Source organism: Lachnospiraceae bacterium oral taxon 500 (assembly GCA_002999035.1).
GTDB lineage: Bacteria > Bacillota > Clostridia > Lachnospirales > Vallitaleaceae > W11650.
The window spans coordinates 2582082-2602590 of record CP027241.1 but is presented as its reverse complement, the minus strand read 5'-3'; the positions used below and the strand labels follow the sequence as shown (position 1 = coordinate 2602590).

Annotated in this window: 19 protein-coding genes and 2 tRNA genes; 18 read left to right on the top strand and 3 right to left on the bottom strand. The window is 45.8% G+C overall.

What is annotated here, in order from left to right:
- Positions 1-32 precede the first annotated feature (32 nt).
- Positions 33-1259, bottom strand: a complete 1227-nt coding sequence (locus tag C3V36_11910) for a hypothetical protein (GenBank protein AVM69884.1) — start codon at positions 1257-1259, stop codon at positions 33-35.
- A 14-nt stretch (positions 1260-1273) separates the two neighbouring features.
- Positions 1274-1672, bottom strand: a complete 399-nt coding sequence (locus C3V36_11905; GenBank protein AVM69883.1) for a hypothetical protein — start codon at positions 1670-1672, stop codon at positions 1274-1276.
- Between the two features lie 443 nt (positions 1673-2115).
- On the opposite strand from C3V36_11905, the gene C3V36_11900 reads away from it, so the two are divergent.
- The 17 genes from C3V36_11900 (at position 2116) to C3V36_11820 (ending at position 18649) form a co-directional block, all read left to right on the top strand.
- Positions 2116-3153 carry a hypothetical protein gene (locus C3V36_11900; GenBank protein ID AVM69882.1) on the top strand — a complete coding sequence of 346 codons (1038 nt, stop codon included), beginning with the start codon at positions 2116-2118 and terminating at the stop codon, positions 3151-3153.
- Between the two features lie 105 nt (positions 3154-3258).
- On the top strand, positions 3259-3903 hold the full coding sequence (locus tag C3V36_11895; protein ID AVM69881.1) for a phosphohydrolase: 645 nt from the start codon (positions 3259-3261) through the stop codon (positions 3901-3903).
- Between the two features lie 70 nt (positions 3904-3973).
- Positions 3974-4468 (top strand): hypothetical protein, encoded by a 495-nt coding sequence (locus C3V36_11890; protein AVM69880.1) that lies wholly within the window; start codon positions 3974-3976, stop codon positions 4466-4468.
- 220 nt (positions 4469-4688) lie between these two features.
- Entirely contained in the window at positions 4689-5393 is a 705-nt protein-coding gene (gene tsaB / locus C3V36_11885) for a tRNA (adenosine(37)-N6)-threonylcarbamoyltransferase complex dimerization subunit type 1 TsaB (GenBank protein ID AVM69879.1), read from the top strand.
- A gap of 11 nt (positions 5394-5404) precedes the next feature.
- On the top strand, positions 5405-5860 hold the full coding sequence (gene rimI, locus C3V36_11880) for a ribosomal-protein-alanine N-acetyltransferase (GenBank protein ID AVM69878.1): 456 nt from the start codon (positions 5405-5407) through the stop codon (positions 5858-5860).
- A complete protein-coding gene (gene tkt / locus C3V36_11875; GenBank protein ID AVM69877.1) occupies positions 5857-7842 on the top strand; it encodes a transketolase in 1986 nt (661 codons plus the stop codon). The genes rimI and tkt overlap by 4 nt, the downstream gene beginning before the upstream one ends.
- Before the next feature lie 13 nt (positions 7843-7855).
- Positions 7856-8761 carry a ribonuclease Z gene (locus tag C3V36_11870; GenBank protein AVM69876.1) on the top strand — a complete coding sequence of 302 codons (906 nt, stop codon included), beginning with the start codon at positions 7856-7858 and terminating at the stop codon, positions 8759-8761.
- A 131-nt stretch (positions 8762-8892) separates the two neighbouring features.
- Positions 8893-9501, top strand: a complete 609-nt coding sequence (locus C3V36_11865; protein AVM69875.1) for a hypothetical protein — start codon at positions 8893-8895, stop codon at positions 9499-9501.
- A 24-nt stretch (positions 9502-9525) separates the two neighbouring features.
- Complete coding sequence (gene tsaD / locus C3V36_11860) at positions 9526-10542, top strand: tRNA (adenosine(37)-N6)-threonylcarbamoyltransferase complex transferase subunit TsaD (protein AVM69874.1); 1017 nt, start codon at positions 9526-9528, stop codon at positions 10540-10542.
- A 118-nt stretch (positions 10543-10660) separates the two neighbouring features.
- Positions 10661-12127, top strand: coding sequence for a DUF1538 domain-containing protein (locus tag C3V36_11855; protein AVM69873.1), 1467 nt, complete (start codon positions 10661-10663; stop codon positions 12125-12127).
- A 2-nt stretch (positions 12128-12129) separates the two neighbouring features.
- Entirely contained in the window at positions 12130-12804 is a 675-nt protein-coding gene (locus tag C3V36_11850; GenBank protein AVM69872.1) for a transcriptional regulator, read from the top strand.
- A 131-nt stretch (positions 12805-12935) separates the two neighbouring features.
- Positions 12936-13021 (top strand) — tRNA-Ser (locus C3V36_11845).
- Positions 13022-13030: 9 nt separating this feature from the next.
- Positions 13031-13118, top strand: a tRNA-Ser gene (locus C3V36_11840).
- A 185-nt stretch (positions 13119-13303) separates the two neighbouring features.
- A complete protein-coding gene (locus tag C3V36_11835; protein ID AVM69871.1) occupies positions 13304-13666 on the top strand; it encodes a hypothetical protein in 363 nt (120 codons plus the stop codon).
- A 515-nt stretch (positions 13667-14181) separates the two neighbouring features.
- Positions 14182-17127, top strand: coding sequence for a hypothetical protein (locus C3V36_11830; protein AVM69870.1), 2946 nt, complete (start codon positions 14182-14184; stop codon positions 17125-17127).
- Positions 17127-18152, top strand: coding sequence for a hypothetical protein (locus C3V36_11825; GenBank protein ID AVM69869.1), 1026 nt, complete (start codon positions 17127-17129; stop codon positions 18150-18152). The genes C3V36_11830 and C3V36_11825 overlap by 1 nt, the downstream gene beginning before the upstream one ends.
- Before the next feature lie 2 nt (positions 18153-18154).
- Positions 18155-18649 carry a hypothetical protein gene (locus C3V36_11820; protein ID AVM69868.1) on the top strand — a complete coding sequence of 165 codons (495 nt, stop codon included), beginning with the start codon at positions 18155-18157 and terminating at the stop codon, positions 18647-18649.
- 99 nt (positions 18650-18748) lie between these two features.
- Here C3V36_11820 and C3V36_11815 read toward each other — a convergent pair whose 3' ends face one another.
- Entirely contained in the window at positions 18749-19504 is a 756-nt protein-coding gene (locus C3V36_11815) for an SMI1/KNR4 family protein (protein AVM69867.1), read from the bottom strand.
- 216 nt (positions 19505-19720) lie between these two features.
- On the opposite strand from C3V36_11815, the gene C3V36_11810 reads away from it, so the two are divergent.
- A complete protein-coding gene (locus C3V36_11810; GenBank protein ID AVM69866.1) occupies positions 19721-20416 on the top strand; it encodes a hypothetical protein in 696 nt (231 codons plus the stop codon).
- Positions 20417-20509 lie beyond the last annotated feature (93 nt).

Below are 20509 nucleotides of genomic sequence, written 5' to 3'. Positions count from 1 at the left end.
CCTATTGACAGGGAAAAGCTGTGTAGGTCAGACTACTTTTTATTGTGGATATCATAGGGCAAATTTTCATGTGCAGCGGCTTGGCTTTCCGGGCAGCCGTTCGGATATTTTTTCTGGTACTGCTTATTTAAATAACGATCAATGATATTTTTGAAAATGGTAAAAATCGGAACGCCAAGGAACATACCGACAAAGCCAAATAATTTGCCGAATAAGAAAATGGAAAAAATAACCGAAATCGGCCCCAAACCAACCGATTGGCCGAAAATTTTGGGCTTTAAGAAATTGCCGTCAAACTGCTGAATTATTAAAATCAGACCGGCAAAAATCAAGGCTTTGACGGGGCTTACAAAAATCAGCAGGATAAAACCGACGACACCGCCGATGATCGGGCCGAAGTAAGGAATGATATTGGTTACGCCGACGATAATACTGATCAGCAGGGCATAGTCAATTCGCAGAATCAGCATGGCCAGAAAGGTAAGCATACCGATAATTAAAGCGTCAATCAGGCTGCCGATAATAAAGCCATTGAAAATACTGTGGCTGTCGGCCATGATTTCCAAAAGGTTTTCAGCATTTTTCTGGGAAAAAAGCGAACGGACGAAGCGTTTGGAAGCAGCTCCCAGTTTTTCTTTGCCGGCCAGAAGATAAACAGCCAAAATCATTCCCAAAAGCACATTTAAAAAGCCGGCGGCAAAATGGGATAAAAAATTAATCAAAGTGGGAACTAAGCCGGTAAGCAAATCGGAAATGGAATTGATTGCTTCTTTAATATTTAAAGCGTTGCTGAAATAACGGTTGAAAAAGGTCATGTCAAGGTAAAAGGAAGTATTGAAGATACGAATGTGCTGCGATTGCAGCATTTTTTCTATTTCCGGAACATAGCTGTTAAAGCGCTGAACCAGCCGGCTGACATCGCGGATGCTTTGAAAAATTTGGGGAATAACAAAGGACAGCAGCAGAATGGAAAAGCCGATCACGGTCAGGTAGGAAATAAAAATAGAAATAAAGCGTTTCAATTTTTGACTGTGTATGCCGCCTATAAACTTGCTTTCAATTAAATCCACCAACGGATAGAGAAAATAGGAAAGCAAAAAGGCAATAAAAAAAGGCACCAATGCACTGACGATAGTGGTGTAAATTTTCTGATTGACCGAGATGTTGTCGGTAATTTTGTAAATGCCGTAACAGATCACAAAGACGATTACGACATAAACGGAAACAGTGGTATATTTTTCATTCCATTTTATTTTCATAAAATCTCCTATTTTTATTTATGATAGCTGTGCCGGTGAATGATGCGGAAAGCTCGGTAAATTTGTTCATATAAAAGCACGGTTAAAAGCGGCTGCGATAGCTGGGCGTGGCTGAGGGAAAGACAGTTTTCTGAAACGGCCGGGCCATCCGCTAAGATAAAATGAAGCCGCGTTTGGCCGTTAAGCCCATACTGTGCAAGCCGGGCGGCAAACTCTTCGGACGAGAGCATCGGTGCGCCGGCAAGGCCGCTGGTAATGGTCAGAATCTCGGCCGCCGGTGACCACGGCGGAGCGGATTTGGTCGAAAAAAGTTTGATCTTGCAGTAGCGGCCCAACCTTTTTTCATATTCCCTAACTGCCTCAGCATAGGGGCTGTCCAGTTTTTTCAGCGGTGAAATACAAATAATGTTCATAAGCACCTCAAAGCAACAGCTTTTCCGCCTGCTTATATTTCTTTAAAAAGCGGCGTTTTTTTGTTTTGAGCAGATCAAAAGAGGAGAAATTCTTTTGCCGGTCAGCCGGCTTGGAGTTTCATACTTTTGATACTTACATTTTCTCATCATATCAGAAATTTATGGGGAATGCAATTAGGAAATGGTTATAAATAAATATAGCGAAAACGGTTAAAATTAAAGTTCAGGCAAGTCGTGCTCATAATTCGCCTTCAGCGAATCGCGGCCCATCAAGCATGTATATCTGCTTGCCTGAACTGGTACAAATTGAACATAAAGTATATTTGTGATATAATCTTCGTGCCGAGTACCGGAGCGAAAAGCGGCTTATTATGCCGGTGACTATGGGCATAGCTATCAAAAAAGACGGAAGAAATAGATAGTAAAAACAGAAGGGAGAAAAAATGGAGCTTTTTTATAAGTTTTTGATCGTATGCTTTCTGATCATTATTTTTTGTTCGGGCTGCCATTTGATCGACGGAGAACCGCTGACCACCGAAAGTATTAAGAAACGGCTGGAAAAGAGTTATGGGGAGGGGGAAGTTGAGGTCAAACAAATGGATTCCAAAAATTGGGAAATAAGCTTGCAGAGATATCCGGATATTAAATATACCGTGACCGAAAAAATAGGCCCCGGCTCTGTGGTGCCGGTACCGCAGTATAAGTTTACCGATAACAGGATGGAAAAAGTAGGAAATTTGGTAGCGCCAAAGCATTTTACGGCGGATGAAATGGAAAAAATAAACTATGAAACGGGAACGATGAGAATAGAGTGGGATATCAGGAATGAAGAGGATATCGTTGCTCTGACCGCTAAGTTTGAGGAATTTTGCAGGGATATGCGGGACAACTATGCACAAATTGTAGATGATACGGTGGTTAGTGTAGCTTTTAATGAGCCGGCGGTTGTTTTTTCGGATTCCGAAAAACTTAAGATTGCGGAATGGGGGGACCTAGACGATGAGAGTATATCAGCATATTTAGACGCAAAATATGGAGAAAAAAGTTATATTTTTATAGAGCCGGAATCCGAGGAGGATGACAAAGAAATTGAAATTGTGTTAATTGATTACCCGGAGATACGATTTCATTTACTGACTTCAAAAAGTGATGTCGGTTCAAAAAAAATAATTTCCGATACCCTGTATCAAGATGCATGCGAATATGCAGCCTGGACATTTCCTAAATCGGATTATGATGATTCCCAATTCTTGGCAGTGGAAGGATTGGAAAAAATTGCCGGAGATTGTTTAAATGGGTTCTTTTTAAGACGATATATAGAATGGAAAACAGAACAAGAGATTATCTCAAAGATGCCGGCACTTCATCAAAAATTAAGAGAATACATCAGTAAGCAGCCGCTGCTGATTTATACGGATTATCCCCAAAATCAAAACCGGGTGGATCCGCCGATAGTAATGCAATTAATCATTCGATTATAAGGGAGTCCTCTTTTCTCTTCTGTTTGGGAGGGTACCTCACCAATTTAGGATAAAAACAGGTGGAGCCTCAAATTTAAGAAAGGCTATATTTAGCGGGGTGAGAATATGTTGGAACATGAAATTATCAGCAGAGCAAAAGAATATGTGAGAGAGTTATTTTCCAAGGAGTTCAGCGGGCATGATTATTGGCATACGATGCGGGTACTAAAGATGGCGAAAAGATTGGCGGCAGAAGAACAGGCAGATATCTTTGTTGTACAACTGGCAGCTTTGCTGCATGATGTTGATGATATTAAGCTGTCGCCGAATACCCATGAAAAAAAGGAGAATGCAGTCCGCTTTATGCATCAAGTGAGCCTTGAGGATAAAATGATAAATAGGGTTTGTATAATTATTGATGAAATTTCATTTGCCGGCCAATCAATATTTCCAAGTACGATTGAAGGAAAATGTGTTCAGGATGCAGATCGTCTGGATGCCCTTGGGGCAATCGGTATTGCCAGAGCATTTGCTTTTGGAGGAAATCATCATCGGGTAATGCATGATCCGGGGATTTCTCCCAATTTCAATATGAGTAAGGAAGAATATCGTAAATCAAATTCGACTACGATTAATCATTTTTATGAAAAGCTGTTTCAACTGAAAGAACTGATGAACACAAATAGCGGCAAGCGGTTGGCCGCAGAAAGAGAAGCTTTTATGAAAGATTTCCTTAAAGAATTTATGTGCGAATGGCAGGGTGAAAGTTAGGATGGGACTTGGGGGACACCGGCATAGGGATAAGAAAATTTGACAAAAGAATAGAAAGGAAACCATACCGATGTATATTGAAAATAAGTACTGGAATAATTATATTGGCGATAGTGACGACAGTCTGACGTTGGCGGCATATCTTATGGATAAACGGCAGGAAACAATCTCTTTGGCAGAAATATTTTCGGATTTAGGCTTACATAAGTTAAACGGTAATTTCAGGCGGCATGATAATCCCATTACAGTAACTTTGAAAAATAAGGAGAATGAGGAATATTATGCTGAACTTTATTATCCAATCGATATCATTACCGATTTGGCAGCGATTTTGCTGGAATGCAGAAAAAGCGGAAGTGTTGATTTAAATGAATTGCTGGGAGATGATTTGAAACCAGTGATTATTCGTCTTGTTAGTACGCCCGAAGAAGAGGATATCATTAAAAACGGATTGGCAGATTTTGGCATGCATCCGCTGGAATATGATCTAAGTGAAATGTGCCCAGAAGAAGATATGCTGAGAATGGCGGAAATATGCAAAAGCTTAGCCAAGGAATTGTTTTAGGAAATATCCGCTGTAATTATAGTTCAGGCAAGTTGCACCTATCATTTGCTTTCAGCGAATTATGAGTGTGGGCGTTAAGCAAGATTAGGCTGGATAAATTTGAAAGAATATGTTATACTGGGAAAAGAAAACATTTGACAGTTTAAGCAGAAAAGATAATGTTTCCACCGGTTGAAAAACAGGCCGGCAGCGGAATGAATGAGCAGTAAAGGATAAGAAAATGAAAATATTGGGTTTGGAAAGCTCCGGTCAGGCGGCAAGTCTGGCGATTGCCGAGGATGGGAAAATAGCAGCAGAATTTACATTAAATGTAGGGCTGACACATTCTCAAACTTTTTTGCCTTTGCTGGACAGTATGCTGACCTTGGGAGGCCTTACGCTGGCAGAGATTGACGCGATTGCGGTTTCGGCAGGCCCCGGCTCTTATACCGGCTTGCGAATTGGGATTGCTACGGCCAAGGGTTTGGCTTTGCCCTCGGGAAAACCGGTTGTGCCGGTATCAGCCTTAGAAGGACTGGCCAATAATCTGGCTGATTTTCAGGGACGGATTTTTACGCTGTTGTTTGCCAGAAGTCAGGAACTGTATTATGCGCAGTATCAGGCCGAAGCGGGACGGCTGACCGAGAGGGAAGCGCCGCAGGTTTTGCTGCTTACGGAAGTGATTGCCCGAATCAAAGAGGTGCAGGCATCGGGTCAGGCAGTTGCAGTCGCAGGGGACGGTTTTTTTCAGTTTGAACAGGAATTGAAAACGCAGTTGGAGCCGCAGTCTCTTTTTATTCCGGACAGACGGCGGCATCAGTTGTCAGCAGCCAGTATTGCTCTTTTGGGCGAACAAAAGCTGCGGGCCGGAGATGGTATTGCCGGCAGCCAGCTTGTACCGGTCTATTTGAAAAAGACGCAGGCGGAAAGAGAATGCGGTGAATAAAGGCGAGTAAAATGGAAGAAATCAGAGAAATGTGTTTATCCGACATAGAAGCCGTGCTGAGGATCGAAAAAGGAAGTTTTTCTTTGCCGTGGAGTGCGGCTGCCTTTGAAAATGAGTTGAATAACCCTGATACCTTTTATTATGTCTGGACAGAAGATAACGAGCCGATGGGTTATGCCGGATTTTGGAAAATCCTGACCGATGGAAACATTACCAATATTGCGTTCAGCCAGTCAGCCCGGGGGCAGGGACGGGGACAAAAATTGGTTGCTTTTTTAAAAGAAAAGGCCGGACAAATGGGCATAACAGCTATGACTTTGGAGGTCAGAAAAAGTAATGCGGCGGCGATTGCCGTGTATCAAAAAAATGGTTTTCAAATTGCCGGTATGCGTAAGGATTATTATCGAAAGCCGGCGGAAGATGCTTTAATCATGTGGGCGGAAATAAAAAAGGAGGAAACCCAATGAATATTGAACAAAAAGTAATCAATACCTTGCGCGGCTTATCCGCAGATACGGTACAAAAAGCCAATTCCGGACATCCCGGACTTCCGCTGGGTGCAGCGCCGGCTGCGTTTACGCTGTGGGCCAAAGCGATGAAGCATAACCCGCATCATGCCGGGTGGTATAACCGGGATCGTTTTATTTTATCGGCCGGTCATGGTTCGGCATTGCTTTATTCTTTGCTGCATGTCTTTGACTACGGTTTGAAGCTGGAAGACTTGCAGGCGTTCCGGCAATGGGGATCGCTGACACCGGGACATCCCGAATATGGCCACACTACCGGGGTGGAAGCCACGACCGGCCCATTGGGTGCGGGCTTTGCAATGGCGGTTGGGATGGCAATGGGCGAAGCGCATTTAGCGGCCAAGTATAACCGGGAAGAATATAAGCCGGTTGATCATTATACCTATGCCCTGTGCGGTGACGGCTGTCTGATGGAAGGCATCAGCTCGGAAGCGGCTTCTTTAGCCGGAAGTCTGGGATTGGGAAAACTGATTGTGGTGTATGATTCCAATCGGATTACAATTGAAGGCAGCACCGAGATTGCTTTTACTGAAGATGTGGCCGAGCGCTTTGCTGCTTATCATTGGCAGGTGCTTGACGTGGCCGACGGCAATGATGTGACGGCGATTGAAAAAGCAATTGCTGAGGCGAAGGCAGATTTGACCAGACCTAGTTTGATTGTAACGCATACCATGATCGGCTATGGCTGTCCGGCTTTGCAGGGCAGTGAAGAGTCGCATGGTGCGCCGCTGGGGGCAGATAATGTCAGAGCAATGAAAGAAAACTTAGGCTTGCCGGCAGAGAAAGACTTTTTTGTGGATGCGGATGTTTATGCCTATGCCAAAGAAGTTCTGCAAAAAGGGGAGCAGGCAGAAGCGGAATGGAACGCGGCTTGGGCTGCTTATGAAAAGGCGTATCCGGAGTTGGCTGAAGAACTGTCAAAGCGACTGTCCGGCAAACTGAATTTGGCTTTTATGGACGAACCGGATTTTTGGAGTTTTGCCGATAAGCCGAATGCCACCCGGAATCTGTCCGGTGAAGTGATTCAGCGGATTGCCGCCAAAACGCCGGTTTTATTTGGCGGCTCGGCAGATTTGGCGCCGTCAACCAAAACGTATATGAAAGGCCAAGGGGATTTCGGTAAGCAGGATTATACCGGCCGGAATCTGCATTTTGGTGTGCGCGAACTGGCGATGGCCGGTATTTTGAACGGCTTGGAGCTGCACGGTGGCTTTAAGGCCTATGGAGCGACCTTCTTTGTGTTCAGCGATTATATGAAGCCGATGATTCGGCTGGCGGCGCTGATGAATATTGCACCGGTTTATGTTTTAACGCATGACAGCATCGGTGTCGGCGAAGACGGCCCGACGCATCAGCCGGTAGAGCAGTTGGCATCGCTGCGCAGCATGCCGAATGTTATTACTTTCCGTCCGGCGGATGCGAAGGAAACGGCGGCCGGTTGGTATGCGGCTATGCATTCGCAGCAAACACCGGTTGCGTTGGTTTTGACCCGGCAAAACTTGCCGAATTATGCCGGCAGTGGGAAAGAAGCCTTAAAGGGTGCCTATATTTTGTCGGACTGCGAAAAAGCCGTGCCGGATGTATTACTGATGGCCAGCGGTTCAGAAGTAGAGCCGATGATGAAAGCACAGGCGATGTTAAAGGCGGACGGCATTGCGGCCAGAGTTATCAGTATGCCCAGCTTTGAACTCTTTGAAAAACAGCCGGCAGAATATAAGGCCAAGGTCATGCCGCCGGAGGTGACGGTACGGTTGGCGATGGAAGCGGGCAGCAGCTTTGGCTGGCACAAGTATCTGGGCTTCTCCGGCCGAATGATTGCTATGGAAGGCTTCGGTGCTTCCGGTCCGGCTGAGATTGCTTTTCGGGAGTTTGGCTTTACGCCGGAAAACGCAGTTCGCCAGGTAAAAGAGATGTTAAAATAGAAAGAGGAACCGAATGTTAGATATTTGTTTGCTGGGAACCGGCGGAATGATGCCATTGCCTTATCGGTGGCTGACTTCGCTGATTGCCAGACATAACGGCAGCAATCTTTTAATTGACTGCGGGGAAGGAACGCAAATCACATTAAAGGAGCAGGGCTGGGGCTATAAACAGATTGATATAATCTGTATTACGCACTTTCATGCCGACCACATCAGCGGCCTGCCCGGCCTGCTCCTGGCTATGGCCAATTCAGAGCGAACCGAACCGCTGTTGATGATTGGACCAAAGGGGTTGGAAAAAGTGGTGAATGCGCTGCGGGTTATTGTGCCGCAGCTGCCTTTTGCCATTCAATTTCATGAGGTTAAGGAAGACCGGGAAGAAATTAGCCGGAAAGGCTATCGGATCCGGGCATTTCATGTCAATCATCGGGTCAATTGCTACGGCTATGCCCTGCATATTGACCGGCAGGGGAGATTTAACGCCGAGAATGCCAAAGCGCTGGATATTCCGATTCGTTTCTGGTCAAAGCTGCAAAAAGGTGATACGATCGAATGGGAAGGACGGCGGTTTACGCCGGATATGGTTTTGGGTGAGGAGCGAAAAGGGCTGCATGTGACGTATTGCACTGACACCCGGCCGACTTTGTCGATTGAGGAAGAAGCGAAGGGCTCCGATTTATTTATTTGCGAAGGAATGTATGCGGACAAGCTGGAAAATACGAATGCGGTTGCCTATAAGCATATGACTTTTGAAGAGGCGGCGACTTTGGCCAAAAAGGCCGGAGTGAAAAAGCTGTGGCTGACGCATTTCAGCCCGTCGCTGATTTACCCGAAAGAGCAGCTGCCGGTGGCAAAAGCAATCTTTAAAAATACAGTCATTCCCAGGGATCGGGAAACAATGACTTTAACTTTTGAATAGACTGATATTTCTTGCATTGACGGACAAAATAGGAGTTTAGTTTTAGGGAAAAGCGGAAACCGATGGTGTTTCCGCAGGCAAAGCAGGGTGTTTAGATAGAAATGATAATTAATGTTTGAGGTGATTTCGTCATGAAGAAATGGATGGTTGTGATTTTGTTGATAGCAGCACTGGGGGGAGCTTTGTACGGAATTTATGCTTTTCAGGAAAAAAAGCAGGAGTCAAAACCGGCTGCGGAAACAAATGTTCTGAATGAGGCCAAGGTCATAGAGTTACTCGATAATAAAAATATCGAGGAAAGACAAAGGATTTTAAAGCTGGCAGCCAAATCACCGGATCAGGTGATAGCACTCAATTCGCTGATTTTAAAGCTGACTTACAGCAAAGAGCTGAAAAGAAAAGAACTGGATGAACTGGTTAAGCTGCAGCGCAGTCAGTTTTCACCGGAATTGCTGGAAAGAAACGAAGAAACAGACCAGCAACTGAAGGTGTGGATGGAAACGGAGCGGCAGAAGAATCAGAAAATAAAGGTTGTTGATTTTAAAGCCTTGGCGCCTTACAATATGGAAAAGGTAAAATATGACGGAATTGCCCGGCAGACAGTCAGAGTGAGCGTGGTATTTTATACCAATGTCAGAGGCAATAATTATTATATTGATTATCTTTTGTACGAGGATGATCAAAAGCAATGGAAAATTGCCGGTTGGGCCAAGGGTGAAGAGTTTTTGGTGACGGAATAAAAAGAAAATTGCAGAAAGGTTGTTATGGAACAAGAAAAAATAAGGATTTTGGCGATTGAAACCTCCTGCGACGAAACCTCGGCGGCAGTGGTGGCAAACGGTCGGGAAATCCTTTCTAATATTATTTCTTCTCAGATTGCTTCCCATCAGCGGTTTGGCGGCGTGGTGCCGGAACTGGCTTCCCGGATGCATATTGAGAAAATTGATCAGGTAATCAGTGAAGCAATGGCGCAGGCCGATTGCGGATTTGAAGATTTGTCGGCCATTGCCGTTACTTATGGTCCGGGGCTGGTAGGAGCGCTGCTGGTCGGTGTGGCCGAGGCCAAAGCTTTGGCTTATGCCCTGAATCTGCCGCTGGTGCCGGTGCATCATATCAGCGGACATATTGCCGCCAATTATATTGAAGAACCAAGGCTGGAACCGCCGTTTTTGTGCCTGATTGTTTCGGGCGGACATACGCATTTGGTTAAAACCGAAGATTACGGTAAGTACACGATTTTAGGCAGAACCAGAGATGATGCCATCGGTGAGGCCTTTGATAAAATTGCCCGGCAAGTGGGACTGGGCTATCCGGGCGGACCGAAAATTGATCAGGCGGCCAAACAGGGGAATGAAGATGCTATCGTTTTTCCTAAGGCGCATATCGAAGGCAGTTATGACTTCAGCTTCAGCGGCGTTAAATCGGCGGTGATTAATTATCTGCACCGGGCGGAGCAGCGTGGCGAAACGGTTTGTCGGGAGGATTTGGCGGCTTCCTTTCAAAAGGCGGTTACGGATGTAGTGATTGAGAAAACCATGCAGGCAGCGGAGTGTTACGGCTTAAAGAAAATTGCTTTGGCCGGCGGAGTAGCGGCCAATTCTAGGTTGCGTGCGGGAATGGAAAAAGCGTGTCAGGAGCGGGGGTATTTTTTTCATGTGCCGTCCCCCATATATTGTACCGATAATGCGGCCATGATTGGAGTGGCGGCTTATCATGAATATTTAAAAGGAAACTTTGCCCGGCTGAATTTGAATGCCGTGCCGGGGTTGAAGCTGGGATGACGGATGTGGATTTTGACATTAACCGCTCGGATAAAGGTTTTTAGCGGATGAAGTTTAAAGATAAACGCGTTTATGGGAAAAGCAGCGGGAAATTAAGAGGCCGGAAAGGAAGGATGGATTGAATCTGATTGTTTCTAAATTAAAAGAGGTACTGTCATCGGTTTTACCGATTATTGTGCTGGTCTTGATTCTTAATTTTACCCTGACTCCCCTGGGCGGGACTTTGCTGGTTCGCTTTTTAATCGGCTGTGTGTTGATTACTTTGGGCTTGGCGCTGTTTCTGATTGGTGTTGAGATTGGAATTACGCCTCTGGGCAGTTTGACCGGTCTGGCGCTGGCAAAGACGAATAAGCTATGGATTGTTTTGATTGCCGGATTGATTTTGGGCTTTTTTATTTCGATTGCCGAGCCGGGACTAATGGTGCTGGCCAATCAGGTAAACCTGGTTACCGGCGGCCAGATTTCGAGCTGGAGCCTGCTGGTGGTGGTATCGGTGGGGCTGGCGGTATTGCTGGCATTTGGCTTTTTGCGGATTTTTTATAATATTCCCTTGTATCAGGTTTTGTTAGTCATATATCTTATTATTTTTGGCTTATCTTTTTTTGTATCCAAAGAGTTTTTAGCAATTGCTTTTGATTCTTCCGGTTCAACCACCGGTATTTTGGCGGTTCCTTTTATTTTATCGCTGTCGGTTGGTATTTCCAAATTAAAAAAGGATAGTAAGGCTTCGGAAAAAGACAGTTTTGGCTTGGTGGCGATTGCTTCAACCGGAGCGATTTTGGGTGTGATGCTGCTCAGCCTTTTTGGCAGGTCGGGTGAGTTTACCGGCGATGGCGAATCGGATATCCTGCAAATTCAGCCCTTTAGTGAATTGATCGGAACGTATTTTCAGGAAAGCATCATGGCGGTTTTGCCTTTATTTGTTGTTTTGCTGTTTTTGCAGAAAGTATCGTTCCGCTTATCCAAAAGAGAGCTGCGTAAGCTTTTAACCGGATTTTTATTTGGCTTTGTCGGGCTTTTTGTGTTTATGCTCGGTGTCAATGGCGGTTTTATGAACGTCGGCGCCAGTATCGGCAATCGCCTGGCTTTGCTGGAAAATAAAGGATATATTATTGTGATTGGCCTGGTTTTGGGGGTGGCGACTATTTTAGCCGAGCCGGCGGTGTATGTTTTGACCCATCAAATTGAGGACGTGACCAGCGGTTATGTCAATCGTAAAGCAGTGCTGTTTTCCCTGGCAGTGGGTGTCGGACTGGCGGTGGCGCTGTCGGTGATTCGGATTTTGGTGCCGGGCGTGCAGTTATGGCATTATTTGCTGCCCAGTTATATCCTTTGCATCGGGCTGATGTTTCTGACACCCAAGCTGTTTGTCGGTATTGCTTTTGATGCGGGCGGCGTGGCGACCGGCCCGATGACGGCCACCTTTATTTTGGCCTTTATTCAGGGAGCGGCCCAGTCTTTTGAGGGCGCGGATCTCTTGACGGACGGTTTCGGGATGATTGCAATGGTGGCGACGATGCCGATTATTACCTTGCAGCTTTTGGGATTGGTATTTAAAATGAAAACAAAAGAAGTGGAGAAATGAGTATGGCGGGCTTTGAGCACACATCCGGTTTTGAATTGATTTATGCGGTGGTTGGTTACGGACTGGGCAGTAAGTTTATGCATAAGGCCAGGGACTATGGGCTGCAGGGCGGTACGATTCTGCCGGCAAAGGGAACGGTTCAGAACGCAATTTTGAACTTTTTTTCGCTGTATGATGAAAGAAAAGAAATGGTATTGATGGGAACGGACAGCCGGACGGCCGAGGAAGTTATGACTAAGCTGGCCCGGGATTTTCATTTTGAAAAACCAAACAAGGGAATTGCTTTTTCCACACCGATGCGGGCGATTATAGGAAACAGCCAGACGGCGACGCAAGCAGAGAATCAAGAAAGGGAAGACAGGACAATGTATCAATTGATTACGACGATCGTAAACAGAGGCAAGGCTGAGGAGGTAATTGACGCTGCCAAGGCTGCCGGTTCCAGAGGCGGAACGATTATTAATGCCAGGGGATCGGGCGTGAATGAAACGATGAAACTGTTTAACATGGAAATTGAACCGGAAAAAGAGGTTGTGCTGATTTTGTCGGTCAAAGAGGCAGTGGAAAATATCGTCGAGTCGATTCGGAAGAATCTGGAGATTGATAAACCGGGCCATGGTATTATTTTTATTCAGGAAGTCAGCCGGGCTTACGGGATCTATAATGACGAAAAATGAGGATAGTACGGCGTAAGCCGGTAGCTTTTGTATATTGGCCGAACGGAAATAGGAATGTTAGCAGCGGTAAAAAAATGCTTGACAGGCAGGGCGCTTTATGATATCCTACATTAGTGCTTGTAAACAAGTATGGAGAGGTGTCCGAGTGGCTTAAGGAGCTAGTCTTGAAAACTAGTGACTCCGAAAGGAGCCGGGGGTTCAAATCCCTTCCTCTCCGTTTTAATCTGGAGAAGTACCCAAGCGGCTGAAGGGGCTCCCCTGGAAAGGGAGTAGATCGTTAACGCGGTGCGAGGGTTCAAATCCCTCCTTCTCCGTGCTAACCGCTGTGATTAATGCAGAACATTATTCATGGCGGTTTTTTGTTTATAGTTCAGGCAAACAGATATTTATACTTGAATGGTTGAAATGCAGCTGAGTTGGGACAGAGCCGCTGCAATGGCAGTGGGTTCTTGCGGCAGTGATTTTTTTAAGTTGATAATAGGAATCGGGAGGACGGAAAATGCGGCATTTTTTTGATTTGATGCGGAGTTTGGGGCAAAAGGGAATGGTTTATGCAAATGCGGCGGCAGCGGCGGCGGAAGAAGAGCCAAAGCCCACTATTTCCTGGTTTGAGCTGCGAGCACTGACGCCGACGCAGATTGCTTTTTATATTATTGTGGCGGTGGTTACGGCGGCACTTGTTGTCTATTTGGTTTGGCGGACAACAAAAAGCTATATGGATTCCTTTAAAGAAACCGATATTCCGGTGGAAACCATTAAGCTTCATGTCAAAACCCCCGAAGAAAGACTGGCTGATAAAAAGAGGGAAGAAGAAATGGAGGCCTTTGTTAATAAGAAGAGATATATTAAGGGGAGAAAATAAAGGTTTGTAACTCAACTTTCCTATAGTCTTTTTTAGCTCTATCCCGCTCAGAGAGCGGGTGCCATGATCGAAACGCTTTGCGTTTCTGCTCGGGCGGGCGGTCTGCATGGACTCACTCTCGCGATTTGCTTCGCAAATCGCATTTCGTTCCTGCCATGCAACGAGCCTAAAAAAGACTGTTCTGTCGAACATGGAAAAGTTGAGTTAGTAAAATAAAATTCAAGACGCAGGTTTTGAATTTTATTTTTTGGCGAAACAATAATCGAAGCGGGCAACGAATAATGCTTTTTTGATGAGAGTACAGAAAAAATAGAATAGTTCAAACTTTTTAATGCCGGTGCGGATGGAATAAACTTCAATTCGTACCGGCATTTTTTAATCAAACCCAAATCATTTTCTAATCATTCTCTAACTAAATTCCACAATTTGCGGACGACTTTTGCGACCGGATTTGATAGGATAAAAGCAGAAGGCAGGCAAAGCAAAAGCAGGCAGTATGCGGAACGGAGAAGAAAATGAAAAAAAGCAGAGGCAGTATTACTTTTTTTATGAGCATTGTCTATTTAAGCTTGGTTACCTTTGCCCTGGGGCTGACGGAGGCTTATCGGCTGCAATATCTTTATGCCAAGCAGGAAACCTTGGGGCGGGTCGCGCTCCATAATTTAAAGGCGGATTATATTGCTGATATTATGGAGGAATACGGCCTGCTTTTTTATCATGAGGCACTGGCCGGCAGTAACCTGACTTTGGAACGGACGGCCAAAACTTTTTGGCATCAGGAAACGGCCAGCCTTTATTTTCAGGACTTATTAAGCGGCCAAAATTGGCGGGAGTACTATCATTTTCCATTTTTTGAAGCCCAGGAAACGAGCCTTAAAAAGACTAAAGTGGAGATGGACTATCAGCAGTTGATGGCAGCCAGGGCCGAAGCCATTCTTTATGCCAAAGATAAGCTGCCGTTTATCGCTCTTGAGCCGTGGCTGGAAAAGCTGAAAGTTTGGCAAAAGAGCGCTAAAGCGGAAGAATGGCTGACCCAAAAGGATAAGATTTTAAAAAGCTTTAAGGAAAGCGATCGCCAGCTGAAAAAGTTGTACCGGTATTTGGACGGGGCGGACATTGACGCTAAAACGCAGGCGGCGAGAATCAGCGGAAGCGGGGTCAATTTTTTTAATGTCAATTCCGAAATGCAGGCCCAAAAGGAAGCGGAAATCGCCGACCGCGGTGATTTGCCGGAGCGGTTAAAGACGGAAATGCTGGCTCGGCAAACAAATGCCGAAGATTTGCGCCGAGAGATTGAAAACTGGGCGGATGACAGTCGGGGAATCATTGACGATTATCTGCCGCTTGACCCGGAACTGGATCCAATGGAGCAGGGCAGTCGCCAAATGGAGTTAAATAACGAGCTGGCCGAAAGAAAGCGGGAGTTGACTGAGCTTTTGCAGCCGGATGATGATTTGGCGGATGCCTACCGCAACGCGGAGCGAATGGCGGCGGAAATTGCCGATAATTACGAAAGCCAGGTTCCGGCGATGAAAGCCTTTTTACAGGAACTGGAGCAGGCTGATTTAAGCGGCACGGTGAAAAACAGCCTGCGCCATGAAATAGAGCAGCTGTTGTGGCAGTGCGACCCGGCTAACAGTGTCAGCCGGATTGGCAATTTTAAGTATTTGCAGGAAAAACTAGCGGCGGAAAAAGAGGCTTTTTTAGCGATTTTAAAGGATTTAAAAAGCTTTTATGCCAAGGGGCAAAGCCTGCTGGCAGCCTATAAAAGCGCCAAGAGCGCCGACCGGGAATGGGATGATACGGCATGGGAGGACTGGAAAGCGGCTGGGGAAACGCTCTTAACCGGCCGGGCGGCTGCATATTTTTATTTTCCGCTGTCGTATCAAAATTACCGGGAAACCGAAAACGGTGAGGATGCCGATAGTTTGGAGCAGAAGCAGCAGGCGATTGGACAGACGGCGGAAAATCAACTGGCGGAGGCGCTGTTTTTGGATCGGGAAAAAATCCTGAATACCAATCGCTTGCCCTCGGAGCTGGCGGCTGCGGTTAAAACAAGGGATATTGTTATTACGCAGGGGCTTTTGCAGCAGGCAGAGCAGGCTTTTCGGGAGCTTTCGGAAAAGTTTATTGTCAATGAATACTACTTTATGGTATTTTCTCATTTTGCCTTGCAGCCGGAGGATGAATTGGCAATTTCCGGCTATGCCAGGAGCGACCACGCCCGGCGGGGAGAACTGGAATATTTGCTCTTTGGCGGGACGGAAACGACCAATCAGGCGGCGATGATTGCCGTTTTATTTGGTGTCCGCCTTCTGTTTAATGTGATTGCTCTAATTTCGGATCCGGTCAAGATGGCAACGGTGAACTCGCTGGCGGCAGCGATTGCCGGCTGGTGGAGCTTGGGCGCGGGAACGCTGATTGTAACCGGAGTGATTGTCGGTTTATGGGCGGCGCTGGAAACCGGGGCGGATATCTTTATGCTCTTTCGCGGTAAGCGCGTACCGCTGGTTAAAACGGCTGCCACTTGGTACACGTCTTTGCAGGGGGCTTTGTCCGGAGTGGCCTTAGAAGTGGTGGAGGCTTTGGCGGAAACGGCTGAAAAAGCGCTGAAAAAGGGAACGGAAGTGTTTCAGGATAATCTCAATGCACTGGCGGGCAGTTTGACCGGCGATTTGAGTTATTACTTAGAAAACCGGACAGCCGAGCAAGCGGAAGAATTAAATGCCGAGGTTCAGGCGCTGGATCGCTCCATTCGGCAAAGTGTGGAAAGCGCGGTCAGGCAAAAATTACAGGGTTATGCGGCCGGTAAGGAAAAGGCCGAGCGGGAGCTGACTGAAATGGGGCTTAGTCCGGCGCAGGCCAAAGCCATTATCGAAAAAGCCTTTCAGCCGATAGAGCAGGCAGGACAAGAAATAGAAGAAAACTATACCAAGAAAGTAGAAGCAGCGGAAAAAGCGATTGCGGAGGCAGAGGCAGAAATTGAAAAAGTGCTGCGGGAAACGGAAAACAAGGGCAAAACCGCCATTAAAGAAAAATTAAGCGAATTGGGCACGGAATTTAATAAATTGGGCAAGGACACCATCAAACAGCAGAAAGAGCTGTTAAAGCAAAAGATTGACCAAAAGCTGAAACCGGTCAGGCCGAAAGCGGAAGGACAAAGCGGGACAAAAGACTGGCGGGATTATATCGGCATGAATTATGTGGATTATCTGCGTTTGTTTTTATTGGCGGATTTTGTACCGGCGGATGTGAAATGGCTGCGGGCGCTGGATTTGATTCAGCAAAATCAGCAGCAAACCGTACCGGACTTTTATCTGCTGGACTGCGAACGGCGTTTTGAACTCCATTCTGCTGCCGATTATCAGCCGATTTTTCTGCCCTTTGGAAAAACGGGGCACTTTGGCACATGGCTGGAAGATAAGTACCGGATTGAAGTCCGGACAGAGGGGGGATATTAGTGAAATACAAGGCATCAGTGACGATTGAGGCGGCGATTGTGGTGCCAATTGTGTTTTATACTATGATGGTGCTGTACAGCCTGATGAGTTATCTGCATATGGACTACCGGCTGAGCCGGGCGGCGGCGGAAGCGGCGGTGGATTTTGCCTATGATTCGTATTTGCTGTATCATTTGGAATTGTCAGAGCTCTTGGCGCATCATAGCTATCAGCGGCAGAGTTTAAAGACCGAGGATATTTTGAAAATGGAGAAAAAAGCGGGCGAATTGGTGCAAAAGCCGATTGACTTCTATTCGCCGGCTGCCGGGGATTTACTTGCCGATTTTCGGGAAATGGCTGAGTTGTCCGGTAATATGGCTGAAAAAATCGGTAAGTTGCCGCAAGAATTGCCGGGGATTGCCAAAAGCGAAGCTACGGTTTATGTCAGCCGGGTTTTCTTTGATCATTATTTGAAGCAAAAAGTTTGCCGGCAGCTAATCGGCACCTCCGGTTTTCAGCCGGAGCGGCTGAGTATCGGATTTGGCCGGTATTTATATGATTTTAAGGCATCCAGCTTTTATGTTCGCTATCTTTATGATTTTCCTTTACGGCTGTCTTTTTTAAAACAGGCGGAAATTCGCCAGCCGGTTTATATTGAAAGCTATATCGGCAATATCCGGCGCTATGACGGAGAAAAATATCAGAAAAAAGAAGAGGACGAGGAGGAATCGGAAGAAGAGCCGATGGTGTATATCACCGCAAAGGGGGCGCGCTATCATACCGACCGGTACTGCATCTCCATTTATTCGCCGGTGTATGAGTTTAGCAAAGATAAGCTCCATAACTGTAAGGAATGTAAGAGCTGTCAAAAGAAGGGCTGGATTTTTTCGGATATTGTGTATAAAACTGATACATCGAGTATTTATCATGCAAAGAAAGAATGCAGTCAGGTCAATCATCAGGTTACAGAAATCTCTCTATCAGAAGCGGAACAAAGAGGCTTGAGCCAGTGCAAACACTGCCAGAAAAAGGAGGCGGGCCAGTGAACATGAAGAGCAGGATAAAAAAACAGAAAAGCCCTCAAATAATAAAAAGCAATTGCCTGAAAAATAAGCGGCGGGGCTCAGTTACGATTGAGAGCGCATTGGTGTTTCCGATTTGTATTTTTGCGGTGCTGCTCATTATTCGGCTGGGAATTATGATTTATGATACCTATACGTTGTCGGTTACGGCGCAGGATTGGGCAGACAGCTGCCTGACCGCGGGAGATTCGGACTGGGCAAGGGGGCTGGCGGCGGAGCTAAACCGGCGAATGATTTATCCGCAGCCAGCGGATATTATAATGGAAGAAAATGGAAATGGCCGGGTTATGATGCAGTATATGCCGCTGCGGACGATTACGGTTGAGATTCGGGCAAATACTGCTCGGAAAGGAAAGCTGTATCATTTTTTAAACGGCCGCCAGCTGGCCGATCGGATTCCGGCCATACAGCAGATCAGCCAAAAGTATTTTGAGGTCATTAGAAAGCTGAAAAAAGAATAAACAAAGGAAAAGAGAATAAACCCAGGAAAAGAGAATAAATTCGCTTACAGAGAAAGTCCGCATCGGCTTTTTCTGTTTTGGCATGTGCATTAGGTCAGTTTACAAGGAACTTTCTCGCAGATAATTCACTAACTCTTTTTCTAACAATTCATACATGGTATTCCGCAAAAATTTTACTTTGTCTTGCTCATGGGCATAGTACCAAACAGTTTCTTCGCCGGGGCGGAGTAGGAGTAAATCTCCGTCAGCCTCTTTCCAAAATTCACCTAGTACACAATAATGCTCCTCGTGAATAGTTAGGTTAAAGAGCTGGGACAAGTTGATACTCAAACCTGTAGATACATTAACGCCCTCAGTTATGAGAAAAAAGTCCCGAACCTGCGTTGGGAGAATAAATCCTAATTTCTTTTCTATCTCTACAATCTTCTCTGCAGTTGCAGCAGATTTTATTTCATCAGAGGAGTCCAAGACTTTTGCCAACATTTTTGAGAACTTAGGGTATCGAGTAAACCATTCGGGGTGCTGTGTCTTGAATTTCTTTTGCTTTTCTCGTTGTACTCGTTTCTGTTCCTTACAGTAAGCGTCCAATTCCTCCAGATACCGTTCTTGATAGAGATTACTGATTTCAAACGCTATTCCGTTCTTCTCCAGAATAGCGATGGCTCCCTTTTGGCTACCAAATACTGGTACCCAAGAAAATCCATGCGACCGGGGTTTTAACTTCAAAAACTCGCCGTGGTTCAATAGTTTTTCCACTTCGGATTCGTGTTCGTTCCACCAATCCCACCAACTCTCAGGATTTTCTCTGCCCTCAGCTAAATTTAAGCACTTTGAAAATAACTCCAACTTATCCATCTCTATCACCTCGCATTATCCTTTTTCTATTTTACCACAATTCCGAGAGCGTGGAAATAGAGAGTTTTCCGGGATAAAGAGCTAAAACCTGGGGGGGGGTTCAAAAATTAGAAACGAATTAAAAAAATTACAGTTAGCGGAGAAATCTGGAGAAAGTGTGGAAATTATGGTATACTGCTGCCGGAAGCTTTAAAAATTGGGAAAAGGAGAAAAATTATGTGGCAGTGGATTCAGCTAATCAGCCAACCGGAGTTTTGGATGAAACTGATGGATGGTTTGGGGCCGTTTCGGTTTCTGGCGGGCATTTTGCTGGCCATGATTGAGGCCTTTTTTCCGCCGTTGCCTTTGGCGGCACTGGTCACGGTCAATATTATGGGGTTTGGCTTTTGGCTGGGATATTTGCTGTCCTATATCGGCACTTGCATCGGTACGATATTGGTTTATCTGCTGGTTAAAAAGCTGGGGGCCAAACGGCTGATTCCGTGGCTGCACCGGCAAAAGGAATATGAAAGGTTTCAAAAATGGATTCAAGGCAAGGGCGCATTTCCGTTGATTGTACTGTTTTCGTTTCCGTTTACACCTTCGATTGTCATTTCGGTTTTGGCCGCTCTATCAGAGATTAGAAAACGGGAGTTTTCGCTGGCGGTCGTTGCCGGAAAAGCAGTGATGATTTTGCTGTTAAGCGTGATCGGCTACAATGTTTCCGACTTTATGAAAAATCCGCTGCGTTCGGTGGTAATCATAGCGATGATGTTCCTTTTTCTTTTTCTTGCAAAAAAATTGTTGGAAAGATATGAAGGACTGATTCAAAAGAAACTGTCAGCAATAGAAAACAAGCAGAAACAAATGAAAAATAAGCGAAAACAAATAGCTGTTGAAATAAGAAAGAAAGTGCGATATAATAAAAAATGAATAATTTTTGCTTGAGTAATTCATTTTGCGGCAAGCGGCAGGGACAGCTGGCGCAGCGCGGATTCGGCAGGGCAAACGAGAAAAATGGTTTTT

What these genes read in the sequence shown, in the direction of transcription:
- C3V36_11910 (AVM69884.1), bottom strand. Translation starts at nt 1,259, where the DNA reads ATGAAAATAAAATGGAATGAAAAATATACCACTGTTTCCGTTTATGTC.
- C3V36_11905 (AVM69883.1), bottom strand. Translation starts at nt 1,672, where the DNA reads ATGAACATTATTTGTATTTCACCGCTGAAAAAACTGGACAGCCCCTAT.
- C3V36_11900 (AVM69882.1), top strand. Translation starts at nt 2,116, where the DNA reads ATGGAGCTTTTTTATAAGTTTTTGATCGTATGCTTTCTGATCATTATT.
- C3V36_11895 (AVM69881.1), top strand. Translation starts at nt 3,259, where the DNA reads ATGTTGGAACATGAAATTATCAGCAGAGCAAAAGAATATGTGAGAGAG.
- C3V36_11890 (AVM69880.1), top strand. Translation starts at nt 3,974, where the DNA reads ATGTATATTGAAAATAAGTACTGGAATAATTATATTGGCGATAGTGAC.
- tsaB (AVM69879.1), top strand. Translation starts at nt 4,689, where the DNA reads ATGAAAATATTGGGTTTGGAAAGCTCCGGTCAGGCGGCAAGTCTGGCG.
- rimI (AVM69878.1), top strand. Translation starts at nt 5,405, where the DNA reads ATGGAAGAAATCAGAGAAATGTGTTTATCCGACATAGAAGCCGTGCTG.
- tkt (AVM69877.1), top strand. Translation starts at nt 5,857, where the DNA reads ATGAATATTGAACAAAAAGTAATCAATACCTTGCGCGGCTTATCCGCA.
- C3V36_11870 (AVM69876.1), top strand. Translation starts at nt 7,856, where the DNA reads ATGTTAGATATTTGTTTGCTGGGAACCGGCGGAATGATGCCATTGCCT.
- C3V36_11865 (AVM69875.1), top strand. Translation starts at nt 8,893, where the DNA reads ATGAAGAAATGGATGGTTGTGATTTTGTTGATAGCAGCACTGGGGGGA.
- tsaD (AVM69874.1), top strand. Translation starts at nt 9,526, where the DNA reads ATGGAACAAGAAAAAATAAGGATTTTGGCGATTGAAACCTCCTGCGAC.
- C3V36_11850 (AVM69872.1), top strand. Translation starts at nt 12,130, where the DNA reads ATGGCGGGCTTTGAGCACACATCCGGTTTTGAATTGATTTATGCGGTG.
- C3V36_11835 (AVM69871.1), top strand. Translation starts at nt 13,304, where the DNA reads ATGCGGCATTTTTTTGATTTGATGCGGAGTTTGGGGCAAAAGGGAATG.
- C3V36_11830 (AVM69870.1), top strand. Translation starts at nt 14,182, where the DNA reads ATGAAAAAAAGCAGAGGCAGTATTACTTTTTTTATGAGCATTGTCTAT.
- C3V36_11820 (AVM69868.1), top strand. Translation starts at nt 18,155, where the DNA reads ATGAAGAGCAGGATAAAAAAACAGAAAAGCCCTCAAATAATAAAAAGC.
- C3V36_11815 (AVM69867.1), bottom strand. Translation starts at nt 19,504, where the DNA reads ATGGATAAGTTGGAGTTATTTTCAAAGTGCTTAAATTTAGCTGAGGGC.
- C3V36_11810 (AVM69866.1), top strand. Translation starts at nt 19,721, where the DNA reads ATGTGGCAGTGGATTCAGCTAATCAGCCAACCGGAGTTTTGGATGAAA.